This window comes from Pseudomonas sp. GGS8, assembly GCF_024168645.1.
Lineage (GTDB): Bacteria > Pseudomonadota > Gammaproteobacteria > Pseudomonadales > Pseudomonadaceae > Aquipseudomonas.
In genome coordinates this window covers 5,074,038-5,093,425 of record NZ_JALJWF010000001.1, presented here as the reverse complement: position 1 = coordinate 5,093,425, position 19,388 = coordinate 5,074,038, and the positions used below count along the sequence as shown (strand labels likewise).

Here is a 19,388-nt window from a genome sequence, read left to right as displayed (position 1 = left end):
ACAAGGCATCCGTGCCGGCAGTAAGGCAGCGGTTCGGCCAAATGCGGGACTGGCTTCAGGTTTTTTTAGCGTCTGGACCGGCCCTTTCGCGAGCAAGCCTGCTCCCACAGGGGGTCTTTGGCGCTCACAAATTCCCTGTGTGTGGGCTTAGTCGCGAAGGCCGCACCGCCGATCTAACGGCCCTTCACTGCCACAAACGCTACGGTTTCATAAGGCACGGTCACCACATCCCGCCCCCTCAGCGCCGGTTCCCCGGCAATCAATGCCCGCAGTTGTGCATCAACCTTCGCCCGCTCCGCCACCGGCAACGCAGCGATATAACTGATGGAGCGCACCCGATTGAAAATTACATCCTCCAGCGACCCCGTATGACCATGACTGAAATACTGCACCTGCAACGGCCCGAATGCCTGATGTGGAAAGGCTTCGCGCCACGCGCCGGTGTAATAACGCGGTGTGTCGCCTTCCAGCGCGTTGACGATCGCATCCAGTTTTGGCATCCAGCTGACCTTGGCGTCGCGCAGGTTCCACACCAGCCCCAGCTTGCCGCCGGGCTTGAGCACCCGGGCAATCTCGGTCAACGCCTCGGTGCTGGCAAACCAGTGAAAGGCCTGAGCACAGACCACCACGTCCACCGACGCATCCGGCAGCGGGAGGTCGGTGGCGGTGCCGCTCGCTGCCAGTACCTCAGGAAAGGCTTCGCACAGTTTCTCCAGCATCTGCGGTACAGGTTCCACCGCAATCACCTGCGCCCCGGTCGCCACCAACTGCCCGGTGAACTTGCCGGTGCCGGCGCCTAGGTCGAGCACGGTTCTATCGGCGTTCAACTCAAGGGTAACCGTAAGCCAGTCAGCCACTTGGGGTGGATAATCCGGACGACCACGGACATAGGTGTCGGCACCGGTTTTATACCCTGCGGCCGCAGAGGGATGGACCTGATCTTTCATGGCAGTTCTCCAAATGGACAACGAACGCTGTCGAGGATAGCGCCTCGATTTGCGCTTTCCTTGCAATGATTGTCAGAAAAAAATGAATAATTGTTCACACTGCGGTGTTCACCGTCCATCGCCCATGAGGTCCATGACCGTTGTCTATTGGGCGAGCATGGAACACGCCTTGATGCTGATCGGGCATATCCCGGCGGCAGCACTGGAGGGCCCGGCGAAGTTATTGAGAAGCCGGCTTAGCACTCCAGCGAACTTGTCACTATGCTTGTACCCGACTTTCCAAGGAGGAACCTACCCCATGCCAATTTCTTCACGCGCTGCCTTACTGGTCATCGATGTACAGAACGACTTCATTCCCGGTGGTCAATTGCCGGTACCGGAGGGTGATCTGATTGTGCCCCTGATCAATCGCCTGAGTCGCCAGTTCAAACAGGTCATCATTGCTCAGGATTGGCATCCGCCCGGCCACGCTTCATTCGCCTCCAGCCACCCCGGACGCAAGCCTTACGACGTGATTCAGCTGCCTTACGGTGAACAGACGCTGTGGCCGGAACATTGCGTACGGGCCACATCCGGCGCCGAGTTCCACCCGGAGCTGGACCTGCCCCACGCCCAACTGATCATCCGCAAGGGCTGCAACCCGGACATCGACAGTTATTCGGCGTTTCTGGAGGCGGATCGAACCACCACCACCGGTTTGGCCGGGTATCTGAAAGAACGCGGCATCGACACGGTTTACATGGTTGGGCTGGCACTGGATTTCTGCGTGATGTTCTCTGCGCTGGATGCGCGGGCGGCGGGGTTCAATGCGTTTGTGGTGATGGATGCTTGTCGGGCGATTGATCTGGAAGGTTCGCTGGCGGCAGCGATTGAGCGGATGCGGGTGGCTGGGGTCGGGTTGATTCCTTCAACCGAATTACTCGGCTGAGCGCTCAAACACCTGTGACGGGTAATGACCTGTGGCGAGGGGATGTTGCAAGATTCAGACGGGTGTCGGCAACCAAAGCCTGAACCGCGCCCCACCCAGCGGTGATGCTTGCGCGGTCAACGTGCCGTCCTGCGCTTCCAGCGCTCGACGGCTGATTGCCAGTCCCAGGCCAAACCCACCCGTGGCGCGATCCCGACTGCGATCCAGCCGATAAAACGGTTCAAATATCCGCTCCCGCTCTTCCTCCGGAATGCCGATGCCATCGTCATCCACCCAGATCTCACAGCCTTTGGCGCACACCTGCACACCGATCTGAATCCGCTTTTCGCAATAGCGCATGGCGTTGCGCAGCAGGTTCTGGATCGCCCGGGCGGTCAATCGCGGGTCCAGCGAGAAACGTTCGAGCTGGCCATGCAGCAGCACATCGATAACGATTTCCGGCGAGTCGAGTTCTTCATCGACGCTGCCCAAAATACTGTCGATGAATTCATCCAGCGACACCTCGACCTGATCCGGCAGCCGCGCCGGGTTTTGCAGACGGCTGTAGGACAGCAATTCCAGCACCAGCTCATCCAGTTCACGAATGTGCGCGACCAGGCCTTGCAGACGCTCGCGACTGGTGGCTGGCAAGTCGTCGGACAGCGCCAGGGCCAGGCCGAAATCCAGTCGCGTCAACGGCGTGCGTAGCTCGTGGGACACGGCGTTGAGCAAGTCGCGCTGCTGGTTGAGCAGGTTTTCGATGTCGCCAGCCATGGTGTCGAATACGTTGGCCAGGCTGCCGATGTTGGAGCTGCGGGAAATCTGCGTGCGCTCGCTCAGGTGGCCCTTGCCGAAGCGTTCGGCGGTGCCCTTGAGGCGCTCAAGGTCGCGCCAGTGCGGGCGCAGCCACAGTAACAGGCAAGCCAGCATGGTCGCGCCGATCAGCACGTTGATGCTCCAGTACAACCAACTGACGTCTGTCGGGTCCGGCGGTACGACCATTTCCACCACCATTTGCTCGTTCAACGGTGTCACCGCCAGGGTGCGCCAGCCCCAGTCGCCGATGCGCACGACGTTTTCCCCGCGCTGCAAGCGCTTGCGTTCATCCGGGGTAAATTCGGCATCGTCGTTGCGAGTCAGAATGATGTCCAGCGGCTGGAACTCCTTGTCCATTTCCGCCGCCAGTGCGGGCCACTGCTCGACAGGGACGCCGCGAAACTGTTTGACGATCAGCGTTTGCAAGCCTCGGGAATAATCGAGGTTGTAGGTCACAAAACGCTCGTGGAAGGCTTTGATCACCAGGTCCGGCACCAGGTAGATCGCCGCGCTGAACGAGACGATGGTCACCAGATACAGACGAAACAGGATTCTGAACATGGTTCAGCATTCCCACTCGGAGCGACTGAACAGGTAGCCCTTGCCCCACACAGTCTTGATCTTGCGCGCCTCACCGGCGTGGTCGTCGAACTTGCGCCGCAGTTTGGAGATGGCCACGTCCACCGAGCGATCGGTGCCATTGAACTCGATACCCCGCAGGCGTTGCAGAATCTGGTCGCGGCTCAGCACTTCGCCGGCATGCCGGGCCAGCACCACCAGCAGGTTGTATTCACCGCTGGACAACTCCACCAATTGCTCGCGCCAGGTCACGGTGCGCTCGGAAAGGTCGATGCACAGGTTGCCCATCAGAATGCGGTCATTGGCGGTCAACGGTTCGCTGAGGCTGCTGCGGCGTAACAGCGTGCGGACGCGGGCCAGCAGCACACGGGGCTCGCAGGGTTTGGTGACGTAGTCGTCGGCGCCCATTTCCAGGCCCAGCACCTGATCGTGGCTGTCGTCACGGGCAGTGAGCATCAGAATCGGCAAGGTCGCCGAGTCCGCCCGCAACAAGCGGCAGACCTGCAAGCCGTCGAGCCCGGGCAGCATCAGATCGAGAATCACCAGGTCCGGCGGATTGACCCGGGCTCGTTCGCGTACATGATCGCCGCGGCTGATCACACTGACTGAGTAGCCATTGCGTTCCAGGTAGCTGGAAATCAGTTCGGAGAGCGCGGTGTCGTCTTCGACCAGGAGGATGTTGGGCATGGGTGTTTCCAGAAAGTGCTGTGGCGACGGGTAGACCGCTATCGCGGGCAAGCCCGCTCCCACAGTGGTCGGTGGTGTACACAAAATCTGTGTCCGTATCAAATCCCTGTGGGAGCGGCGGTGCGGCGATCCGACTTGCCCGCGATGGCGGCATAACCGGCGCAAAAAGTTTCAAGCTGCGAAGGATATACGCCCTCACGCATACGCGAGCAAAACCCTTACACAATTTCACACAGCACCAACAAAGCTTCACCGCTACTCTCGTCGACTCCCCGTAGGATGCGGGCAGTCATTATTGGGGTATTTCCATGTCAAAGAACCTGCTTGCCACACTCAGCCTGATTGCCCTGGCGTTGACACTGAGTGCTTGTGACCAGTCTTCGACCGCCGAAGAACAAGCACCGCTGGCCACGGTGCGCATCGAAACCATCGAAGCGCGCCCTCTGTCGATCAGCAGCGAACTGAGCGGGCGGATTGCCGCGCCACGGATTGCCGAAGTGCGCGCTCGGGTCGCCGGCGTGGTGTTGCAGCGGGTCTTTCGCGAAGGCAGCGACGTGAAAAAAGGCGACGTTCTGTTCCGTATCGACCCGGCGCCGTTCAAGGCCGACCTGGACAGCGCCGAAGCCGCGCTGCGCAAGGCCGAGGCCAACGCGTTCCAGGCCAGGCTACAGGAGCAGCGTTACGCTCAGTTGATCGAAGGTAATGCCATTAGTGCACAGGATTACGACAACGCCCGCGCCAATGCGCGGCAGACCGCCGCCGATGTCGCCGCCAACAAAGCCGCAGTGGAGCGGGCGAAACTGAACCTGGGTTATGCCACCGTCACCGCGCCGATTTCCGGGCGCATCGGTCGCGCGCTGGTGACTGAAGGCGCGCTGGTGGGGCAGAACGAAACCACGCCGCTGGCACTGATTCAACAGTTGAACCCGATCCACGCTGACCTGACGCAGTCGACCCGTGAGCTCAACGACCTGCGCCGGGCCTTCCGCTCTGGCCAGCTAAAGGAAGTGGGCCAAGGTCAGGCCAAAGCCACGCTGATCCAGGACGACGGCAGCCTTTATCCGTTGCCCGGCAAGTTGTTGTTCACTGACATCAGCGTCGACCCGGGCACCGGTCAGATCATTCTGCGCAGCGAGTTCCCCAACCCGGACCTCGACCTGCTGCCGGGCAGCTTCGTTCGCGTGCGTCTGGAGCAAGCGTTCAATCAGCAAGGCATCAGCGTGCCACAACGGGCCATCCAGCGTGACAGCGCCGGCATTGCACAAGTGCTGTTGCTTGACGCCGAACAACGAGTCGCCCAACAACCCGTCGAGTTGGGCGCGGTGCAGAACGATCGCTGGATCGTCACCGGCGGCCTCAAGCCCGGCGACCGCATCGTCACGGAAGGCCTGCAACACGCGCGCCCCGGTGAAAAAGTCCAGATCGACAACACCCCTCTTCCACTTGCCCAGGTTTCTGGTCAGTAAGCAGGACGCTTTTTATGCCGCAGTTCTTTATCGACCGCCCGGTATTCGCCTGGGTGGTTGCCTTGTTCATCCTGCTGGCCGGTGCGTTGGCCATTGGGCAATTACCGGTGGCGCAGTACCCGAACGTTGCGCCGCCGAAAGTCGAAATCTACGCCACCTACCCCGGTGCTTCGGCGCAAACCGTGGACGAAAGCGTGGTCAGCCTGATCGAGGGAGAACTCAACGGCGCCGACCATCTGCTGTACTTCGAATCCCAGAGCAGCCTCGGCAGTGCCACCATCACCGCGACGTTCCAGCCAGGCACCGATCCGGAAATGGCCCAGGTCGATGTGCAAAACCGCCTCAAGGTGGTGGAGTCGCGCCTGCCTCAGGCAGTCACCCAGCAGGGTTTGCAGGTGGAGAAAGTCTCTGCCGGTTTCCTGCTGCTGATCACCCTCACCTCCAGCGACGGCAAGCTCGACGATGTGGCGCTCAGCGATTACCTGGCGCGCAACGTGATGAACGAGATCAAGCGGCTGGACGGCGTCGGCAAGGCTCAGTTGTACGGCGCCGAACGGGCGATGCGGATCTGGATCGACCCGCAGAAGCTGATCGGCTTCAACCTGACCCCGGCTGACGTCAACGCCGCTATCGTTGCGCAGAATGCACAGGTTTCCGCAGGCAGCATCGGCGATTTGCCGACGCGCACCACTCAGGAAATCACCGCGACCATTTTGGTCAAAGGCCAGTTGTCCACGCCTGAAGAATTCGCCGACATCGTGCTCAAGGCCAATCCTGACGGCTCCACCGTGCGCATCCGTGATGTGGCGCGGGTCGAAATCGGCAGCCAGGAATATCAGTTCTCCACACGCCTGAACGGCAAGCCGTCCACCGCCGTCAGCGTGCAACTGTCGCCGGGCGCCAATGCCCTGAGCACCGCAACGCGGGTGCGGGCGAAAATGGACGAACTGGCGCGCTATTTCCCGGCCGGTGTCGAATACAAGATCCCGTACGACACCTCGCCCTTCGTTAAAGTCTCGATCACCAAAGTGGTCTACACCCTTGGCGAGGCGATGGTGCTGGTGTTTGCGGTGATGTTCCTGTTCCTGCAGAACATCCGCTACACGCTGATCCCGACGCTGGTGGTGCCAGTGGCATTGATGGGCACGTTTGCGACCATGCTCGCGCTGGGTTTTTCGATCAACGTGCTGACCATGTTCGGCATGGTGTTGGCCATCGGCATTCTGGTGGACGACGCGATTGTGGTGGTAGAGAACGTCGAGCGAATCATGGCCACCGAAGGCCTGTCGCCCAAGGAAGCGACGCGCAAGGCGATGAAGCAAATCACCGGAGCGATCATCGGCATCACCCTGGTGCTGGTGGCGGTGTTCATTCCGATGGCGTTCATGCAGGGCTCGGTCGGGGTGATTTACCAACAGTTCTCGCTGTCCATGGCCACGTCGATCCTGTTCTCGGCATTCCTCGCCCTGACCTTGACCCCGGCCCTGTGTGCGACGCTGTTGAAGCCGATTGCCAAGGGCGAGCATCATGCCAAGGGCGGCTTCTTCGGTGGGTTCAACCGGCGCTTCGAACAATTGACCGAGCGCTATCAGGGCTGGGTCGCCTATGCGCTGAAACGCACGGGGCGTTATCTGCTGATCTACGGCGTACTGTTGATCGGTCTGGGGTTGTGTTTCAGTCGCCTGCCCTCCTCGTTCCTGCCGGTTGAAGATCAGGGTTACACCATCACCGACATTCAACTGCCACCGGGCGCGAGCAAGAACCGCACGGTGCAGGTGGTCGAGCAAATCGAAGCGCACAACGCCACCGAGCCAGGTGTCGGCGACAGCACGGTGATTCTCGGCTTCAGTTTTTCCGGTAGCGGGCAGAACGCCGCGCTGGCATTCACCACGCTCAAGGACTGGTCGGATCGGGGCAGCGACGACTCGGCAAGTTCCATCGCCGATCGCGCCAACATCGCACTGAGCCAGATCAAGGATGCCATGGCTTTCTCGGTGCTGCCACCGCCGGTTGATGGTCTCGGCACCTCCAGCGGTTTCGAGTTCCGCTTGCAGGACCGTGGCGGCCTCGGCCATGCCACGCTGATGCAGGCGCGCAGCCAGTTGCTGGCCGCCGCCGAAAAAAGCCCGATCCTGATGAACGTGCGCGAAAGCGCGCTGGCCGAAGCGCCGCAAGTGCAGCTGGAAGTCGACCGCAAACAAGCCAACGCGCTGGGCGTGTCCTTTTCCGACATTGGTAATGTGCTGTCCACGGCGGTCGGTTCGGCCTACATCAACGACTTCCCCAATCAGGGGCGGATGCAGCGAGTGGTGGTCCAGGCTGAAGGCGATCAACGCAGCCAGGTCGCCGATCTGCTGAAGATTCACGTGCGCAACAACGCTGAAAAAATGGTGCCGTTGTCGGCCTTCGTCCGGGCCAACTGGACCCAGGGCCCGGCGCAGTTGACTCGCTACAACGGCTACCCGGCCATCAGCATTTCCGGTGAACCGGCACCGGGTTACAGCACCGGCGAAGCCATGGCGGAAATCGAGCGGCTGGTGGCGCAAGGCCCGGCGGGGTTGGGTCAGGAATGGACCGGGTTGTCGCTGCAGGAACGTTTGTCCGGCAGCCAGGCACCGATGCTGCTCGGGCTGTCGCTGCTGATCGTGTTCCTGTGCCTGGCGGCGCTGTATGAGAGTTGGTCTATTCCGACCTCGGTGTTGCTGGTGGTGCCGCTGGGTGTGCTCGGCGCCGTACTGGCCGTGACATTGCGCGGAATGCCCAATGACGTGTTCTTCAAGGTCGGGCTGATCACCATCATTGGCCTGTCGGCGAAGAACGCGATCCTGATCATCGAGTTTGCCAAAAGCCTGTATGACGAAGGTCATGACTTGATCGATGCCACGCTGCAAGCGGCGCGCCTGCGGTTGCGCCCGATTGTGATGACCTCGCTGGCGTTTATTCTCGGCGTGGTGCCGTTGGCGATTGCTACCGGGGCCAGTTCGGCAAGCCAGCAAGCGATCGGCACCGGGGTAATCGGCGGAATGATCACGGCGACGTTGGCGGTGGTGTTTGTGCCGGTGTTTTTTGTGGTGGTGATGAAACTCGTGCGCAAGCGCCATAAGAAAACCTAACTAGCGACACACTCCCGTGTAGGAGCTAGGCTTGCCCGCGAAAGGGCCATAACATTCAACATAAATGTTGACTGACACACCGCCTTCGCGGGCAAGCCTCGCTCCTACAGGGGGTTATCGTTATGGTCACAACGGACTGCGCTGGGCTAAGGTGTTTGCAAAGTCCTAACGCATCGAGCCTCCATGCCCCTACTCGCCCGCACCCACCCTCGCCTGTCCGCCGCCGCCACCCTTGGCATCGCGGCAGGCATTCTGGCTCCGGCCAGTTCGATCATCAGTAAAATCCTCATCGGCTGGAACGTCGGGGTCTGGACGTACCTGATCCTGATGGTTTGGCTCGCCACACGCGCCAAAGCCCCGGACGTAAAGCGCATTGCCGAGATCGAAGATGAAAACGCCGGATTGGTGCTGTTCGTTGTGTGCATTGCGGCGATTGCCAGCCTCGCGACCATCACCTTCGAACTGGCCGGCAGCAAGGACCTGGAAACCAGTCGCAAGCTGCTGCATTACGGCTTCACCGCGTTGACGGTCATCGGTTCGTGGCTACTAATCGGCGTGATTTTCAGCGTGCACTACGCCCGCCTGTTCTACACCTGGGACGGCAAAGACCTGGCGCTGCGCTTCGCTGAAGGCCTGGAAACCCCTAACTATTGGGACTTCCTGTATTTCTCCTTCACCATCGGCGTGGCAGTGCAGACCTCGGATGTCAGCGTGGCGACACGGGGCATTCGCAAAATCGTGCTGGCGCAATCGCTGATTAGTTTTCTGTTCAACACAGCGATTCTCGGGTTTTCAATCAATATTGCGGCGGGACTGTTCAACTGATGCGTGCACAAACGTTCTAGTCTTCGACCTCAACGCTGGCGTTAAATAAGCCTGCAATCCGTTTTACAGGCGCAGCATGTCCCCTCACAACCGAATCGACCTAGCCCGGGACGCCGACACCGGCGTCAAGACCTTGCGAGCGCATTTCGAAGGCCATGCCTACGACCCGCACTGGCATGATAGCTATCTGGTGGGGCGTAACCGAACAAGGCGTCCAGCAATTCAATTGCCGACGAACAAAACACCAGAGCACGCCGAGCTAGGTATTTCTCCAACAAAGCAACAACGACTTAAACAACTCATGGGACTGCTCTTGTTGGTGTCTGCCTGGTTAAATTTTATCCCCAGTTGACAGGTGTGTAAAAACACCACCACAGAAGTGCGCTGCGCCGCACTAAAGGGCGCACAAAAAACACCACCTGTAAACTGTTAACTCTGACAGTTTACAGCCAGGCGCTCTTGGGCTTTTATATCTTATCCAGGATTAGGACTGCTCAGTCTTTGGATGCCTCTAACTATCATGTATGGAGATAAACTCATGAGCTTCGCAGCCCGGGCCTACGCGACAACTTTTTCAGCACAAGCGTACTTGTCCGCCACCATCAATGGCGATTCCGATCCAAATTTCAAACACGTCAAAATCCCCGCATTCAAGGAGTTTCGCTCTACCTCTATCCCTTCAATCGAGCTGAAGGATTTCCCCGACGGCCAGCATTACTGGTTAAGAGCTGGACACACTGAAAATGGCATGACCCAAACGATCGAATTTGTTTTTTTCACAAGACCTGGAACGGGAACATCTTCAATATCCAAAGATATCGAAGATGTCAGAGTGACCTACAACTCAAATCCTGTGAACGGTGATTTACACGTAGCAGAGAGCGGTAGCATCACGTTTCAATATGATGAAATCGAACAAACCCTGACCGCGATGTGGAGCGCTTTGTTTGATCATGGCGGGTCAGATGGCAACAGTCTGTTTCCGATCAAAGGAGAATTTCTTGTTAACGTCAATATGAGCCGGAGCCGAAAATAAATCGCCAACTGCACGTAATAGAAAAGGAAGCTTTTAAGCTTCCTTTTCTATGCCATCATTCTACCTAAAAGTTAAAACTCAACCCCACACTCCCCCCCAGCTCCTGGTCAACTTTGGTGCCACGACTGGTTCCGACCTCGGCATACACCTGCCATTTATTGTTTGCGGGTATCCAGTTCAGTCCGCCGGTCAAGTCCAGGCTGGTGCTGGACAAATCATTGTTGAAGTCTGTGTCGTTCACACTGACACGGTTGCTGTTGACGAACTCATGGCTGACGGCGGCATGCAGTCGCGGTTGAAGCTTGCTGCCATTGTCCAAAACCAGTTCACGGCCAACCGTCAGGCCGACCTTGCCGAGCAGAGAGCGGGTCTCATCGCTGTCCACATGCAATCCGTTGTCCAGACGGTACGTTTTACCTCCCACGGCTGCCACACCCAGTTGTGCAGAAGGCTCGATGAAATAGCCTTTGTTCAAGGCGATGTGCTTGCCGACTTCGACAGAACCACTCAAACCCACATTGTCGAAGTTACCCTTTGTACGAGTGTCATCACTCAGCGTGACTTTAACCTTGTTATTGAAGCGGTTGATCTTGGCGACGGTATCAACGTAATACCCGCTCTCTTCGTCATACCAGGTCAGGTAAGTACCCAGATAAACGCTGTCGATCGTGCCAGCGCTGCCACGCGTCAGATTCAGGCGAGTGGTGCTGTAACCACCAAAAGCGCCGATCAGCCATTGGCCGTTACCCACAGGCAGTGGCGTGTCCACCCCCACGGAGGCCCCGGTCTGATTTTGTTTATAGCCATCACCGTATGCATTTTTGACGTTGTACTGATTTCCGTAAGTACGTATCCAGACACCGGATGTCGAGCCTTGAGTATCCGAGTCCAAGGCAGAAACGGATCGTGCTCGAGGCTGGGTGCCGGCCATGCGGCGGTCCCCGAGACGAGTATTGAGGGTAGTCATTTCAGAATAAATCACTGTGGGGGCGGTGCCGGCAATTGCCATGGCTGTTATTGAACCTGTGCTCGGACTCGTCGCATCAGGTTGCAGGAACAGCCCTTCGCCTTCTTTCACCAGTTTGTAAGCTAAAGCACCGACATCCACCTGGCCGTTTTTCAAGGAAAACTGCGCATCCCCCGCAGCGATATTGCCCACTTTGACCGGCGCGGCACTGACCGGTTCGCTGGCGGTAGCAGCCACCACCAACTCATGCTTGCCCGATGCCGATTCCGTGACATTCAAAAAATCGGTTTTTCCGGTGGCAACATCCGTATCCAAGAGGAACTGACCGCTGCCTGACAGGGTGGCGATATCCAGGCGTGTGAACTCCTGATTCGTACCAAAGCGTACGCTGCCGCCCTGCATGTCAAGACTGGTGAGAGCATTGCTACCCACCATGTTCCACTCTGCACCACGGCTGATCGACATGTTGCTGACTCCAGTGACGGCACCATGTAAGACCGCATTATTGTCCAGTGTGACCACGCCAGCTCCGGAACCTTGGATGTTGCCATTCAGGGAGCTTTGCGTATCGAGCGTGACCGAATCAACGTTGACCAGATTGCCGTCAAGGCTTGCAGCGTTTCGCAACAGCACGCTGGCTTGTCCACCCTCAGCGACTTCGATGTTGCCAAACAGCTTGCTGTTGTCGACCTGGAATCGGGCAGCGGCGCCATCGATCACCTCCAGGATATTGCCGTTGCCTCCGATCAGGCTGGAACCGTTGTTTACTTCGATCAAGACCGGCTGGCCGGCCGGAGTAGCAAAATTGACACTGATCGCAGCGCCGGTAAGTCCTTGCACGATTGAACCGTCCACCATCAACCGGCTCTGTCCCATCACATCGCCGGGATTCAGTACGGTGTCGTCCCCGAACATGACGCCGTTGAGCCCGCCGATAATCTGGCTGTCGGCACTGACATTGGCGTGGCCGCCGAACAGTTCCAGACCGATACCATCCGGATCCGTTCCCTCCACCCGGGTATCGGCGAGGTTCAACGTACTGAGCGAAGTCACTGCTGCACCTGAAATACCTCCACGCAACGTACTGCCGGTTACGGTCGCGGTTGATCCCACAGGAGTCTGCAGGTCCCGAGCCAATGACATTGCCCTGCCTTGACTGGTCAATGTACTGCCTATCACAGTGGCCGAGCTGTCAGTCAATGCGAGTGCGGTATCAAAACCTGTGCTAGTCACCGTGGATTGGGCCAGATTGATGAGGGCACCTGAAGATGCATCTATCTGTGATGTGGCAGCGGTGTCGCCGTTGAGTGTTCCACCACCGACCTCGATATTCAGCGCGCCGGCACCGTTAATGTTTAGAGTAGCCGTTTTAGGGATAAACCACGCTTCAGGCGTTGCACCACTGGAGACGGTTACTACGTCTCCCGGTGCAAGATTTCCCGAATAGGCGGTCTCTGATGTGGCCATTATTACCACTGCATAAGGGAGCAAACCTGTAAACTTCAAAACCTTCAGTCCCAGTATCTTTTCAAACTTCATAGTCACAACTCTCTGAGTTTTGTCGGGACGGTAGAAAGACGGTTCAAAGAGATGCTCCATCAGACGTCCGTCGTTGGCGGCGTCGGATAATACCTACAACTTAGAACCTTCTATGTAGGACTATTCCTTTTATGAGCGGGATTTATCCATTGCCCGCGAAATACAATCTGTGCTTTTAACGACAGACAGCGATAGCACTGCCGGGAGAGGTAAACTCTCCCGGCGAACGCAGCTCTACGCATTTAAGCAATGGTTATGGCGCGGGGTTCCAACCCGGTTCCGACTCACAGTACAAGAAGTCGGCATTGAGCAAGTAAACCGTCATTTCCGTTACCCCCGATGTAGGCACAGTCGGTGTCGAATACCAGACTTTCACATAACCAGCGTAAAATTCTGAGGAGTCCGGGGTTGCCGGCGGAGGCTCTGGAACATTGCGAATCACCGGATCATAAAGCCCAACATCAAAGATCATCCCGGCCGTCAGCTCGGAATCGGTAATTTTCCTGGTTTGGGTGAACTCAGTATCATCCGGTGCCGGCGTTTGATAATCATCCGTGCGGAACCCACGCCAGTTGAAGGTTATATCCATATCCCGGACGAAATGGCTATTTGGCGGAATCCGGAATCTGGCCACGTGATCCACACCGGTCAGACTCTCGCAAATGATGAACGGATCTGCAGTGCCATCTGCGGGCGGCCGTACGAACTCCGGCGGATCAAGTTTGATGACGACGGTGTTGACCGTCACAGGCGTTTTTACCGACGTTTGAGTGTTGTTACGACCGGGATTTTCATATATCCACCATACTTGCTTTGTCCCCAGACCGCCTGGACCGACAACGCTGTAAGGCAATTCAACGTCCATGACTGTATTGATATTTGAATCGTTCAACAGAGTTGAACTTACGACCACTTCGCCCTGATCGCCAAGGAACATCAGGGTTAACAGGTCACCCGGTTGCGGGTCTGGAAATGTACCGCCACCCGCAGGCGAAACATCGATGTGTGCCGTAGCCGTTTGATTGGCGTCGTGTGGGCCTAGCACGTTATCCGTCACAGGTGCCTGTCCCCGCACAATCAATGCCTTGAATTCGGGATTGACCTCAGGAGGCGGGTTGGATGGATCGACGACATAAGGAGGGTGCGTCGAGAAATCCGTGTTTACGGATATATCCTCATCGCTGACAGATACATTGGCACGCATCAAGTCAGCCCTGACCAGAACAGCCAGCTCGTAATCCGTGCCGGTCTGATTATCGAAATATTCTGTGCTCAGATTCGCCCAGGGAATGGTGAAAATCAGCTTGGTGGCGGGGCCGAACGGCAAGTCCTGGGCCGCCTGGGATCCCCACTTGACACTCACCTCGTCGTCGTCGAGTGTGTTAACCGGCCGATTCACTTCCACCGTTACACCTGCTCGCGCATCCTTCAGCTCGATCAGACCATCGGCGTTTGCCGGGACGACCAATGGACCCAACACGGGCAGCGGCAGAAAACGAGTGTTTTTGAAACTCACTGACCAAGCGCTTTCGTTGCCTGCCTCATCAGTAATAATGAACCAGATGAAAGCCCTGCCGGTGGTTATCTTCCTCAGCTCGGCGGTCGGAATCTCTACCTCACCACTGGCAGGCATAACGTTATTGTAGAAGGCCGGAACCTGAGGAGGATTGCTTCGTTGACCTGCCACATAGAGTCGCACGCGGTCTGTTGGCTGAGCATTGGGGTAAGTGGTGTTAATCGCCACCCTCAATCCCATTGAGCTTCCCGGGAGATTCGCCCAGGTGTCGTCCAGGTCGCCAGGGGCATTGGGAAACGTTACCAACGGAGTTGATTTAACACCGGGTGTTTGTCCGGGATTGGTGCCCGTCTGCGCCGGTTTCGCTTGCCAGGGCGCGGTACGGTCAATGAGAAACGGAACGAAGTCTGAAGTCAGCGAGTTGAAGCCCCGTTCAAAATACACGCAACGGACCCACAGCGTTGTCGGGCCGGCTGGCGTTGCATCTTCTCCCAGAAATTGGGTGGGCACTGGGAACGGGAATTTAACAGGCCTGTCATTCGTGTCAGGGAGAGTAAGGCGTGGAAGCCTTGTGTAGTCTGCGGCAGTTGGATTGGTAGGTGGCTGGGTTCGCGTGACATCCAGTGTCACCTGATCACCATCTCTCTGGTTTACAGGAACGGTTGTATCCAATAAAAGCGTGAGAGCAGCGCCCACAGGAATGGCGGCAATGGGAATAGTGTCACGGTTGGGACCGCGGCCATCCGGTAACTCAGGTAAAGGGGCTGCCAATATTCCACCGCCTTGCCCAGATGTTCCAGCCTGATAAATTGTCATGTACTTTCTCCATTACGCTGAAAAAATTTAATATCAATCCTTACATCATCGACAACAGCGTTTACCGCCAACATCAGTCGCTTTCCAGTTACAACAACGCCCTTACTTCATCCAGTTTGCATCCGAACAAAAACCACTATTACCCGGAATCACCCTGTCTATTTTCACCAGCCCTGTAAAAGAGCTGAACATCGGAACCCCATTGCGCAACAGCAAATAACTTGTGGTTGCAGAATCGTTGTCACGCATAGGTTCGATATGCGGGACAAACGGTTGTATAACGATCGAAATCGGTTGTTTGTTGGTGATATCTGTTACCGTCCCGGTGAACGTAACTGCAGGTGTCAGCGCCGTCCCTGACCCGTTTAAAGAGTCCCACCCCTGCCATACCAGTTCGATGACATCCAACAGTTGAAAACGATTGTCGAACGGAACAAGGATGCGTATTCCCTCCCAAACATATAAAGAATCAGGATTCTGAGGATTGTTTTTAGTGCAGTTGATATAGCCCCAAAGGTTTGCATCGGGAAAAGTCGCTTCCTTGAGAACTTGGGGCGGCGCAACAATTGCAAACGTCAGGCGTCGTGGCGGGGATGTCGTAATGTTGACCGAACGAACCGTGTACATGATTTCAAACGTAGGCAGATCCGGAAGTAATGTCGGCCCTATCGGAATGAGAAACTCCGCTGCATCATCGGCAGCGCCATAGTTGCGTTGCGCAATCGAATTGGGGTTTCCAACTATGAAGATTTCGACCTCGTCAATACGAGCGTCTGTCGGGAACGCCGGCCAGCGGGGAATGATACAAACGATGCCATTTTGTTTCGCATCGTCCGGTAATGTCCCAGCAGTATCCACTGGATCGACTCCCTGCACCCGAGGAACGTCAAGTAGCACGCCTGCATTGGAGGCGCTCCCTGCTGCAAGTGGGTCAATAGGTGCTGACATGAATAATTTCTCGCCTTGTTGTATCACCCTTCACGTGCAAGAAATTAAGCGCCCACATCCGGCCGTTGACTACTGTCAAATCTGACAGGTAAAACTACCGCCTGTCGGAAATAGCCGGATAACTGACCTATCACTCAGCGCAACTCGGTTGACTACTACGGTACAGATGGTGTCTCCTGAAACCGGTTTCAGCAACTTTGTGTACGAAATGGCAACACCACAAAACAACAAGGTCCATCACCGTGAACGACTTCTCCGCCGCCCAACGCAGCCGCGTCACCATGCTCGACGTCGCCGAACACGCCGGGGTCTCCAAGGCCAGTGTCTCGCGCTTCATCGGCGATGACCGCGCCCTGCTCTCCGATGCCACGGCCCTGCGCATCGAGCAGGCGATTGCCGAATTGGGCTACCGCCCCAACCAGATGGCCCGTGGACTTAAACGTGGGCGCACGCGCCTGATCGGCATGTTGGTGGCCGATATCCGTAACCCTTATTCGATTGCCGTGATGCACGGGGTGGAAACCGCCTGCCGTCAACACGGCTACAGCCTGGTGGTGTGCAACACCGATCGCGATGACGAGCAGGAACGTCAGCACCTGGCGTTACTGCGCTCGTACAACATCGAAGGCTTGATCGTGAACACCCTTGGCCACCACCGCGATGAGTTACGCGAGCTGCATCGGGAAATGCCCATGGTGCTGGTGGATCGCAAGGTCGAGCAGCTCGATAGCGACTTGGTGGGGCTGGATAATCCGGCCGCTGTCGAGATGGCCGTTGCCCACCTTGAAGCACGCGGTTATCGCGATGTGTTGATGGTGACCGAGCCGTATGACGGCACCAGTTCGCGGATTGAGCGGGTCAGCAGTTTCAAGGCGCAGATCGAGCAACGCCCTGCATTAACCGGTGCGGTTGTTGAGACCGGCAGCGAACTGACCTCGCGGCTGAAAACCTTCCTCAACACTCCTGGCCCAGGTCCGAAAGCGTTGTTTTGTGCCAATGGCATTGCGGCGCTGGCCAGCACCCATTCGTTGCGTGAATTGAAGTGCAACCTGTTCGAGGATGTCGGGCTGATTGCCCTGGATGATCTGGATTGGTATCCGTTGGTGGGCAGCGGGATTACCGCCCTCGCCCAACCGACCGAGGACATTGGCGCGAGTGCGTTTGAGTGTTTGCTCAAGCGGTTGCGGGGGGATGACGGGCCGGTGCGAACAATGGATTTTTCGGCGCGGTTGATTGTGCGGGGGTCGACTCTTGGAAGTCTTCAGTGAATGTTCGGGCCTCATCGCGATCCGATTTGCCCGCGATGAGGCCCTGAAGAGCACCACATAACCCAATATCAATATTTTTTTGAACAAAAATGAAACCGGTTTCAGAGGTATAGAACAATGAATAAACCAGCCGTTTCCATCAGCCTGTCCAGCTACGGCGCTGAGCTTGTGCGTCAACGCGGCCAAGGCAGTTTCATCGAGATATTGGCCGCTGCCGGCGCCACGCACATCGAATGGCGCGAAGAGTTGCTGACGGACGAAAACCCGCTGCAACTGGCAACCGACACCCAGTCCCAAGGCTTGGAAAGCATCTATTCCTCGCCGATAGAACTGTGGCTGGCGGATCAGTCGAAACCCAATCCCGAACTGATCACCACCCTGGCGCGCGCCGAAACGTTCGGTGCCAAATGGCTGAAAGTCTCGCTGGGTTACTTCACCAACAAGAATGACCTCCAGACCCTCAGTCGCGTACTGGCCCGCAGCCCGGTACAGCTGCTGGTGGAAAACGACCAGACCTTGCACGGCGGCCGCATCGAACCGTTCCAGCGTTTCTTCGCCGATGTCGAGGAGCATCAGCTGCCGATCAAAATGACCTTCGATATTGGCAACTGGCAATGGCAGGACCAGTCCGCCGCCAGTGCCGCGCGGCTCCTCGGTCGGCATGTCGGCTACGTGCACTGTAAAGCAGTGGCGCGTCGGGCCGACGGCAAACGGGTGGCGGTGCCACCGACTGCCAATGACTTGCATCTGTGGCAACAATTGCTGCAGCACATGCCCCTGAACGTGATGCGCGCGGCGGAATATCCGCTGCAAGGCGATGACCTGGTGCAATTGACCACCGAACACGTCGCTACCCTCGCCCGCCTCGGCCAATCCCACCTGGAGCCTGCGCATGTCTGAAATCGATATTCTGTCGTTCGGCGAAACCATGGCGATGTTCGTTGCCGAGCAGAACGGTGAACTGGCCGACGTCGGCCACTTCCACAAGCGCATTGCCGGGGCGGATAGCAACGTTGCCATTGGCCTGTCGCGATTGGGCTTTAACGTCGCCTGGCTGAGCCGGGTGGGTGCAGATTCGCTCGGCAAGTTCGTCATCGATACGCTGGAGAAAGAAGGCCTGGATTGCCGCCAGGTCGAAATCGACCCGGCGCACCCCACTGGTTTTCAACTAAAATCCCGCGCCGATGATGGCAGCGATCCGGTGGTCGAGTATTTCCGTCGCGGTTCGGCGGCCAGTCATTTGTCAGTGCGGTCCATCGACCTCCAACTGCTCAAGGCCCGGCACTTGCACGCCACGGGCATTCCCCCGGCGCTGTCTGCATCGGCCCGGGAAATGTCTTTTGAATTGATGACCCGCATGCGCAATGCCGGGCGCAGCGTGTCGTTCGACCCCAACCTGCGCCCGAGCCTGTGGGCCAGCGAACAACTGATGATCAGCGAGATCAACCGTCTCGCCGCCCTCGCCCATTGGGTGCTGCCGGGGTTGAGTGAAGGGCGTTTGCTGACCGGTTTTGAAGATCCGGCTGACATCGCGGCGTTTTACCTCGACCAAGGCGCCGAAGCGGTGGCGATCAAGCTCGGACCGCACGGCGCGTATTACCGCACGCATCAGGATGAAGGTTTCGTTGCAGGTGTGCCCGTGGCAACGGTGGTCGATACGGTCGGTGCCGGCGACGGGTTTGCCGTCGGCCTGATCAGCGCCCTGCTGGAAAACCACAGCGTTGCCCACGCCGTGCAGCGTGCCAACTGGATTGGTAGCCGCGCGGTGCAGAGCCGTGGGGATATGGAGGGGTTGCCCACCCGGGCCGATATGTATGCCGAATTTAAGGACGCCATCGCGGGCAAGCCCGCTCCCACAGTGTCCGTGTCGAGCACAAAACTTGCGAACGCCACAAAACCTGTGGGAGCGGGCTTGCCCGCGATGAGGCCCGCATAGTCACCGCAACAATTAAACCGTT

General features: G+C 57.6%; 14 protein-coding genes and 1 pseudogene. 9 read left to right on the top strand and 6 right to left on the bottom strand.

Annotated features, from left to right (window positions below; all coding sequences use genetic code 11):
- Window positions 1-173: 173 nt before the first annotated feature.
- Window positions 174-947: a class I SAM-dependent methyltransferase gene (locus J3D54_RS22850; protein WP_253422956.1), complete on the bottom strand. Its 774-nt coding sequence runs from the start codon at window positions 945-947 to the stop codon at window positions 174-176.
- 298 nt (window positions 948-1,245) lie between these two features.
- Between J3D54_RS22850 and pncA the strand changes: the two genes are divergently transcribed.
- On the top strand, window positions 1,246-1,875 hold the full coding sequence (gene pncA / locus J3D54_RS22845; protein ID WP_253422953.1) for a bifunctional nicotinamidase/pyrazinamidase: 630 nt from the start codon (window positions 1,246-1,248) through the stop codon (window positions 1,873-1,875).
- 54 nt (window positions 1,876-1,929) lie between these two features.
- On the opposite strand, the gene J3D54_RS22840 is transcribed toward pncA, so the two are convergent.
- Together J3D54_RS22840 and J3D54_RS22835 are read right to left on the bottom strand one after the other, a co-directional pair.
- Entirely contained in the window at window positions 1,930-3,231 is a 1,302-nt protein-coding gene (locus J3D54_RS22840) for an ATP-binding protein (protein WP_253422950.1), read from the bottom strand.
- 3 nt (window positions 3,232-3,234) lie between these two features.
- Window positions 3,235-3,936, bottom strand: coding sequence for a response regulator transcription factor (locus J3D54_RS22835; RefSeq protein ID WP_253422947.1), 702 nt, complete (start codon window positions 3,934-3,936; stop codon window positions 3,235-3,237).
- Window positions 3,937-4,244: 308 nt separating this feature from the next.
- On the opposite strand from J3D54_RS22835, the gene J3D54_RS22830 reads away from it, so the two are divergent.
- The 5 genes and pseudogenes from J3D54_RS22830 (at window position 4,245) to J3D54_RS22810 (ending at window position 10,376) form a co-directional block, all read left to right on the top strand.
- Complete coding sequence (locus J3D54_RS22830) at window positions 4,245-5,402, top strand: efflux RND transporter periplasmic adaptor subunit (protein WP_253422944.1); 1,158 nt, start codon at window positions 4,245-4,247, stop codon at window positions 5,400-5,402.
- A gap of 14 nt (window positions 5,403-5,416) precedes the next feature.
- Entirely contained in the window at window positions 5,417-8,515 is a 3,099-nt protein-coding gene (locus tag J3D54_RS22825) for an efflux RND transporter permease subunit (protein ID WP_253422941.1), read from the top strand.
- A 183-nt stretch (window positions 8,516-8,698) separates the two neighbouring features.
- Complete coding sequence (locus J3D54_RS22820; RefSeq protein WP_253422938.1) at window positions 8,699-9,340, top strand: DUF1345 domain-containing protein; 642 nt, start codon at window positions 8,699-8,701, stop codon at window positions 9,338-9,340.
- Window positions 9,341-9,416: 76 nt separating this feature from the next.
- Window positions 9,417-9,594 (top strand): annotated as a pseudogene (locus J3D54_RS22815) (AraC family ligand binding domain-containing protein); the annotation flags it as partial.
- 284 nt (window positions 9,595-9,878) lie between these two features.
- Window positions 9,879-10,376, top strand: a complete 498-nt coding sequence (locus tag J3D54_RS22810) for a hypothetical protein (RefSeq protein ID WP_253422935.1) — start codon at window positions 9,879-9,881, stop codon at window positions 10,374-10,376.
- Window positions 10,377-10,440: 64 nt separating this feature from the next.
- Here the strand turns inward: J3D54_RS22810 and J3D54_RS22805 are convergent, their stop codons facing one another.
- The 3 genes from J3D54_RS22805 to J3D54_RS22795 form a co-directional block, all read right to left on the bottom strand.
- A complete protein-coding gene (locus J3D54_RS22805; protein ID WP_253422933.1) occupies window positions 10,441-12,882 on the bottom strand; it encodes an autotransporter outer membrane beta-barrel domain-containing protein in 2,442 nt (813 codons plus the stop codon).
- Between the two features lie 253 nt (window positions 12,883-13,135).
- A complete protein-coding gene (locus J3D54_RS22800) occupies window positions 13,136-15,214 on the bottom strand; it encodes a hypothetical protein (protein WP_253422930.1) in 2,079 nt (692 codons plus the stop codon).
- Between the two features lie 102 nt (window positions 15,215-15,316).
- On the bottom strand, window positions 15,317-16,162 hold the full coding sequence (locus tag J3D54_RS22795) for a hypothetical protein (protein ID WP_253422928.1): 846 nt from the start codon (window positions 16,160-16,162) through the stop codon (window positions 15,317-15,319).
- A gap of 242 nt (window positions 16,163-16,404) precedes the next feature.
- On the opposite strand from J3D54_RS22795, the gene J3D54_RS22790 reads away from it, so the two are divergent.
- The 3 genes from J3D54_RS22790 (at window position 16,405) to J3D54_RS22780 (ending at window position 19,366) form a co-directional block, all read left to right on the top strand.
- On the top strand, window positions 16,405-17,430 hold the full coding sequence (locus tag J3D54_RS22790) for a LacI family DNA-binding transcriptional regulator (RefSeq protein WP_367399627.1): 1,026 nt from the start codon (window positions 16,405-16,407) through the stop codon (window positions 17,428-17,430).
- Between the two features lie 117 nt (window positions 17,431-17,547).
- Window positions 17,548-18,330 carry a sugar phosphate isomerase/epimerase gene (locus tag J3D54_RS22785; RefSeq protein ID WP_253422927.1) on the top strand — a complete coding sequence of 261 codons (783 nt, stop codon included), beginning with the start codon at window positions 17,548-17,550 and terminating at the stop codon, window positions 18,328-18,330.
- On the top strand, window positions 18,323-19,366 hold the full coding sequence (locus J3D54_RS22780) for a sugar kinase (RefSeq protein ID WP_253422925.1): 1,044 nt from the start codon (window positions 18,323-18,325) through the stop codon (window positions 19,364-19,366). Before J3D54_RS22785 ends, J3D54_RS22780 begins: the two co-directional genes overlap by 8 nt.
- The last annotated feature ends 22 nt before the right edge of the window (window positions 19,367-19,388 follow it).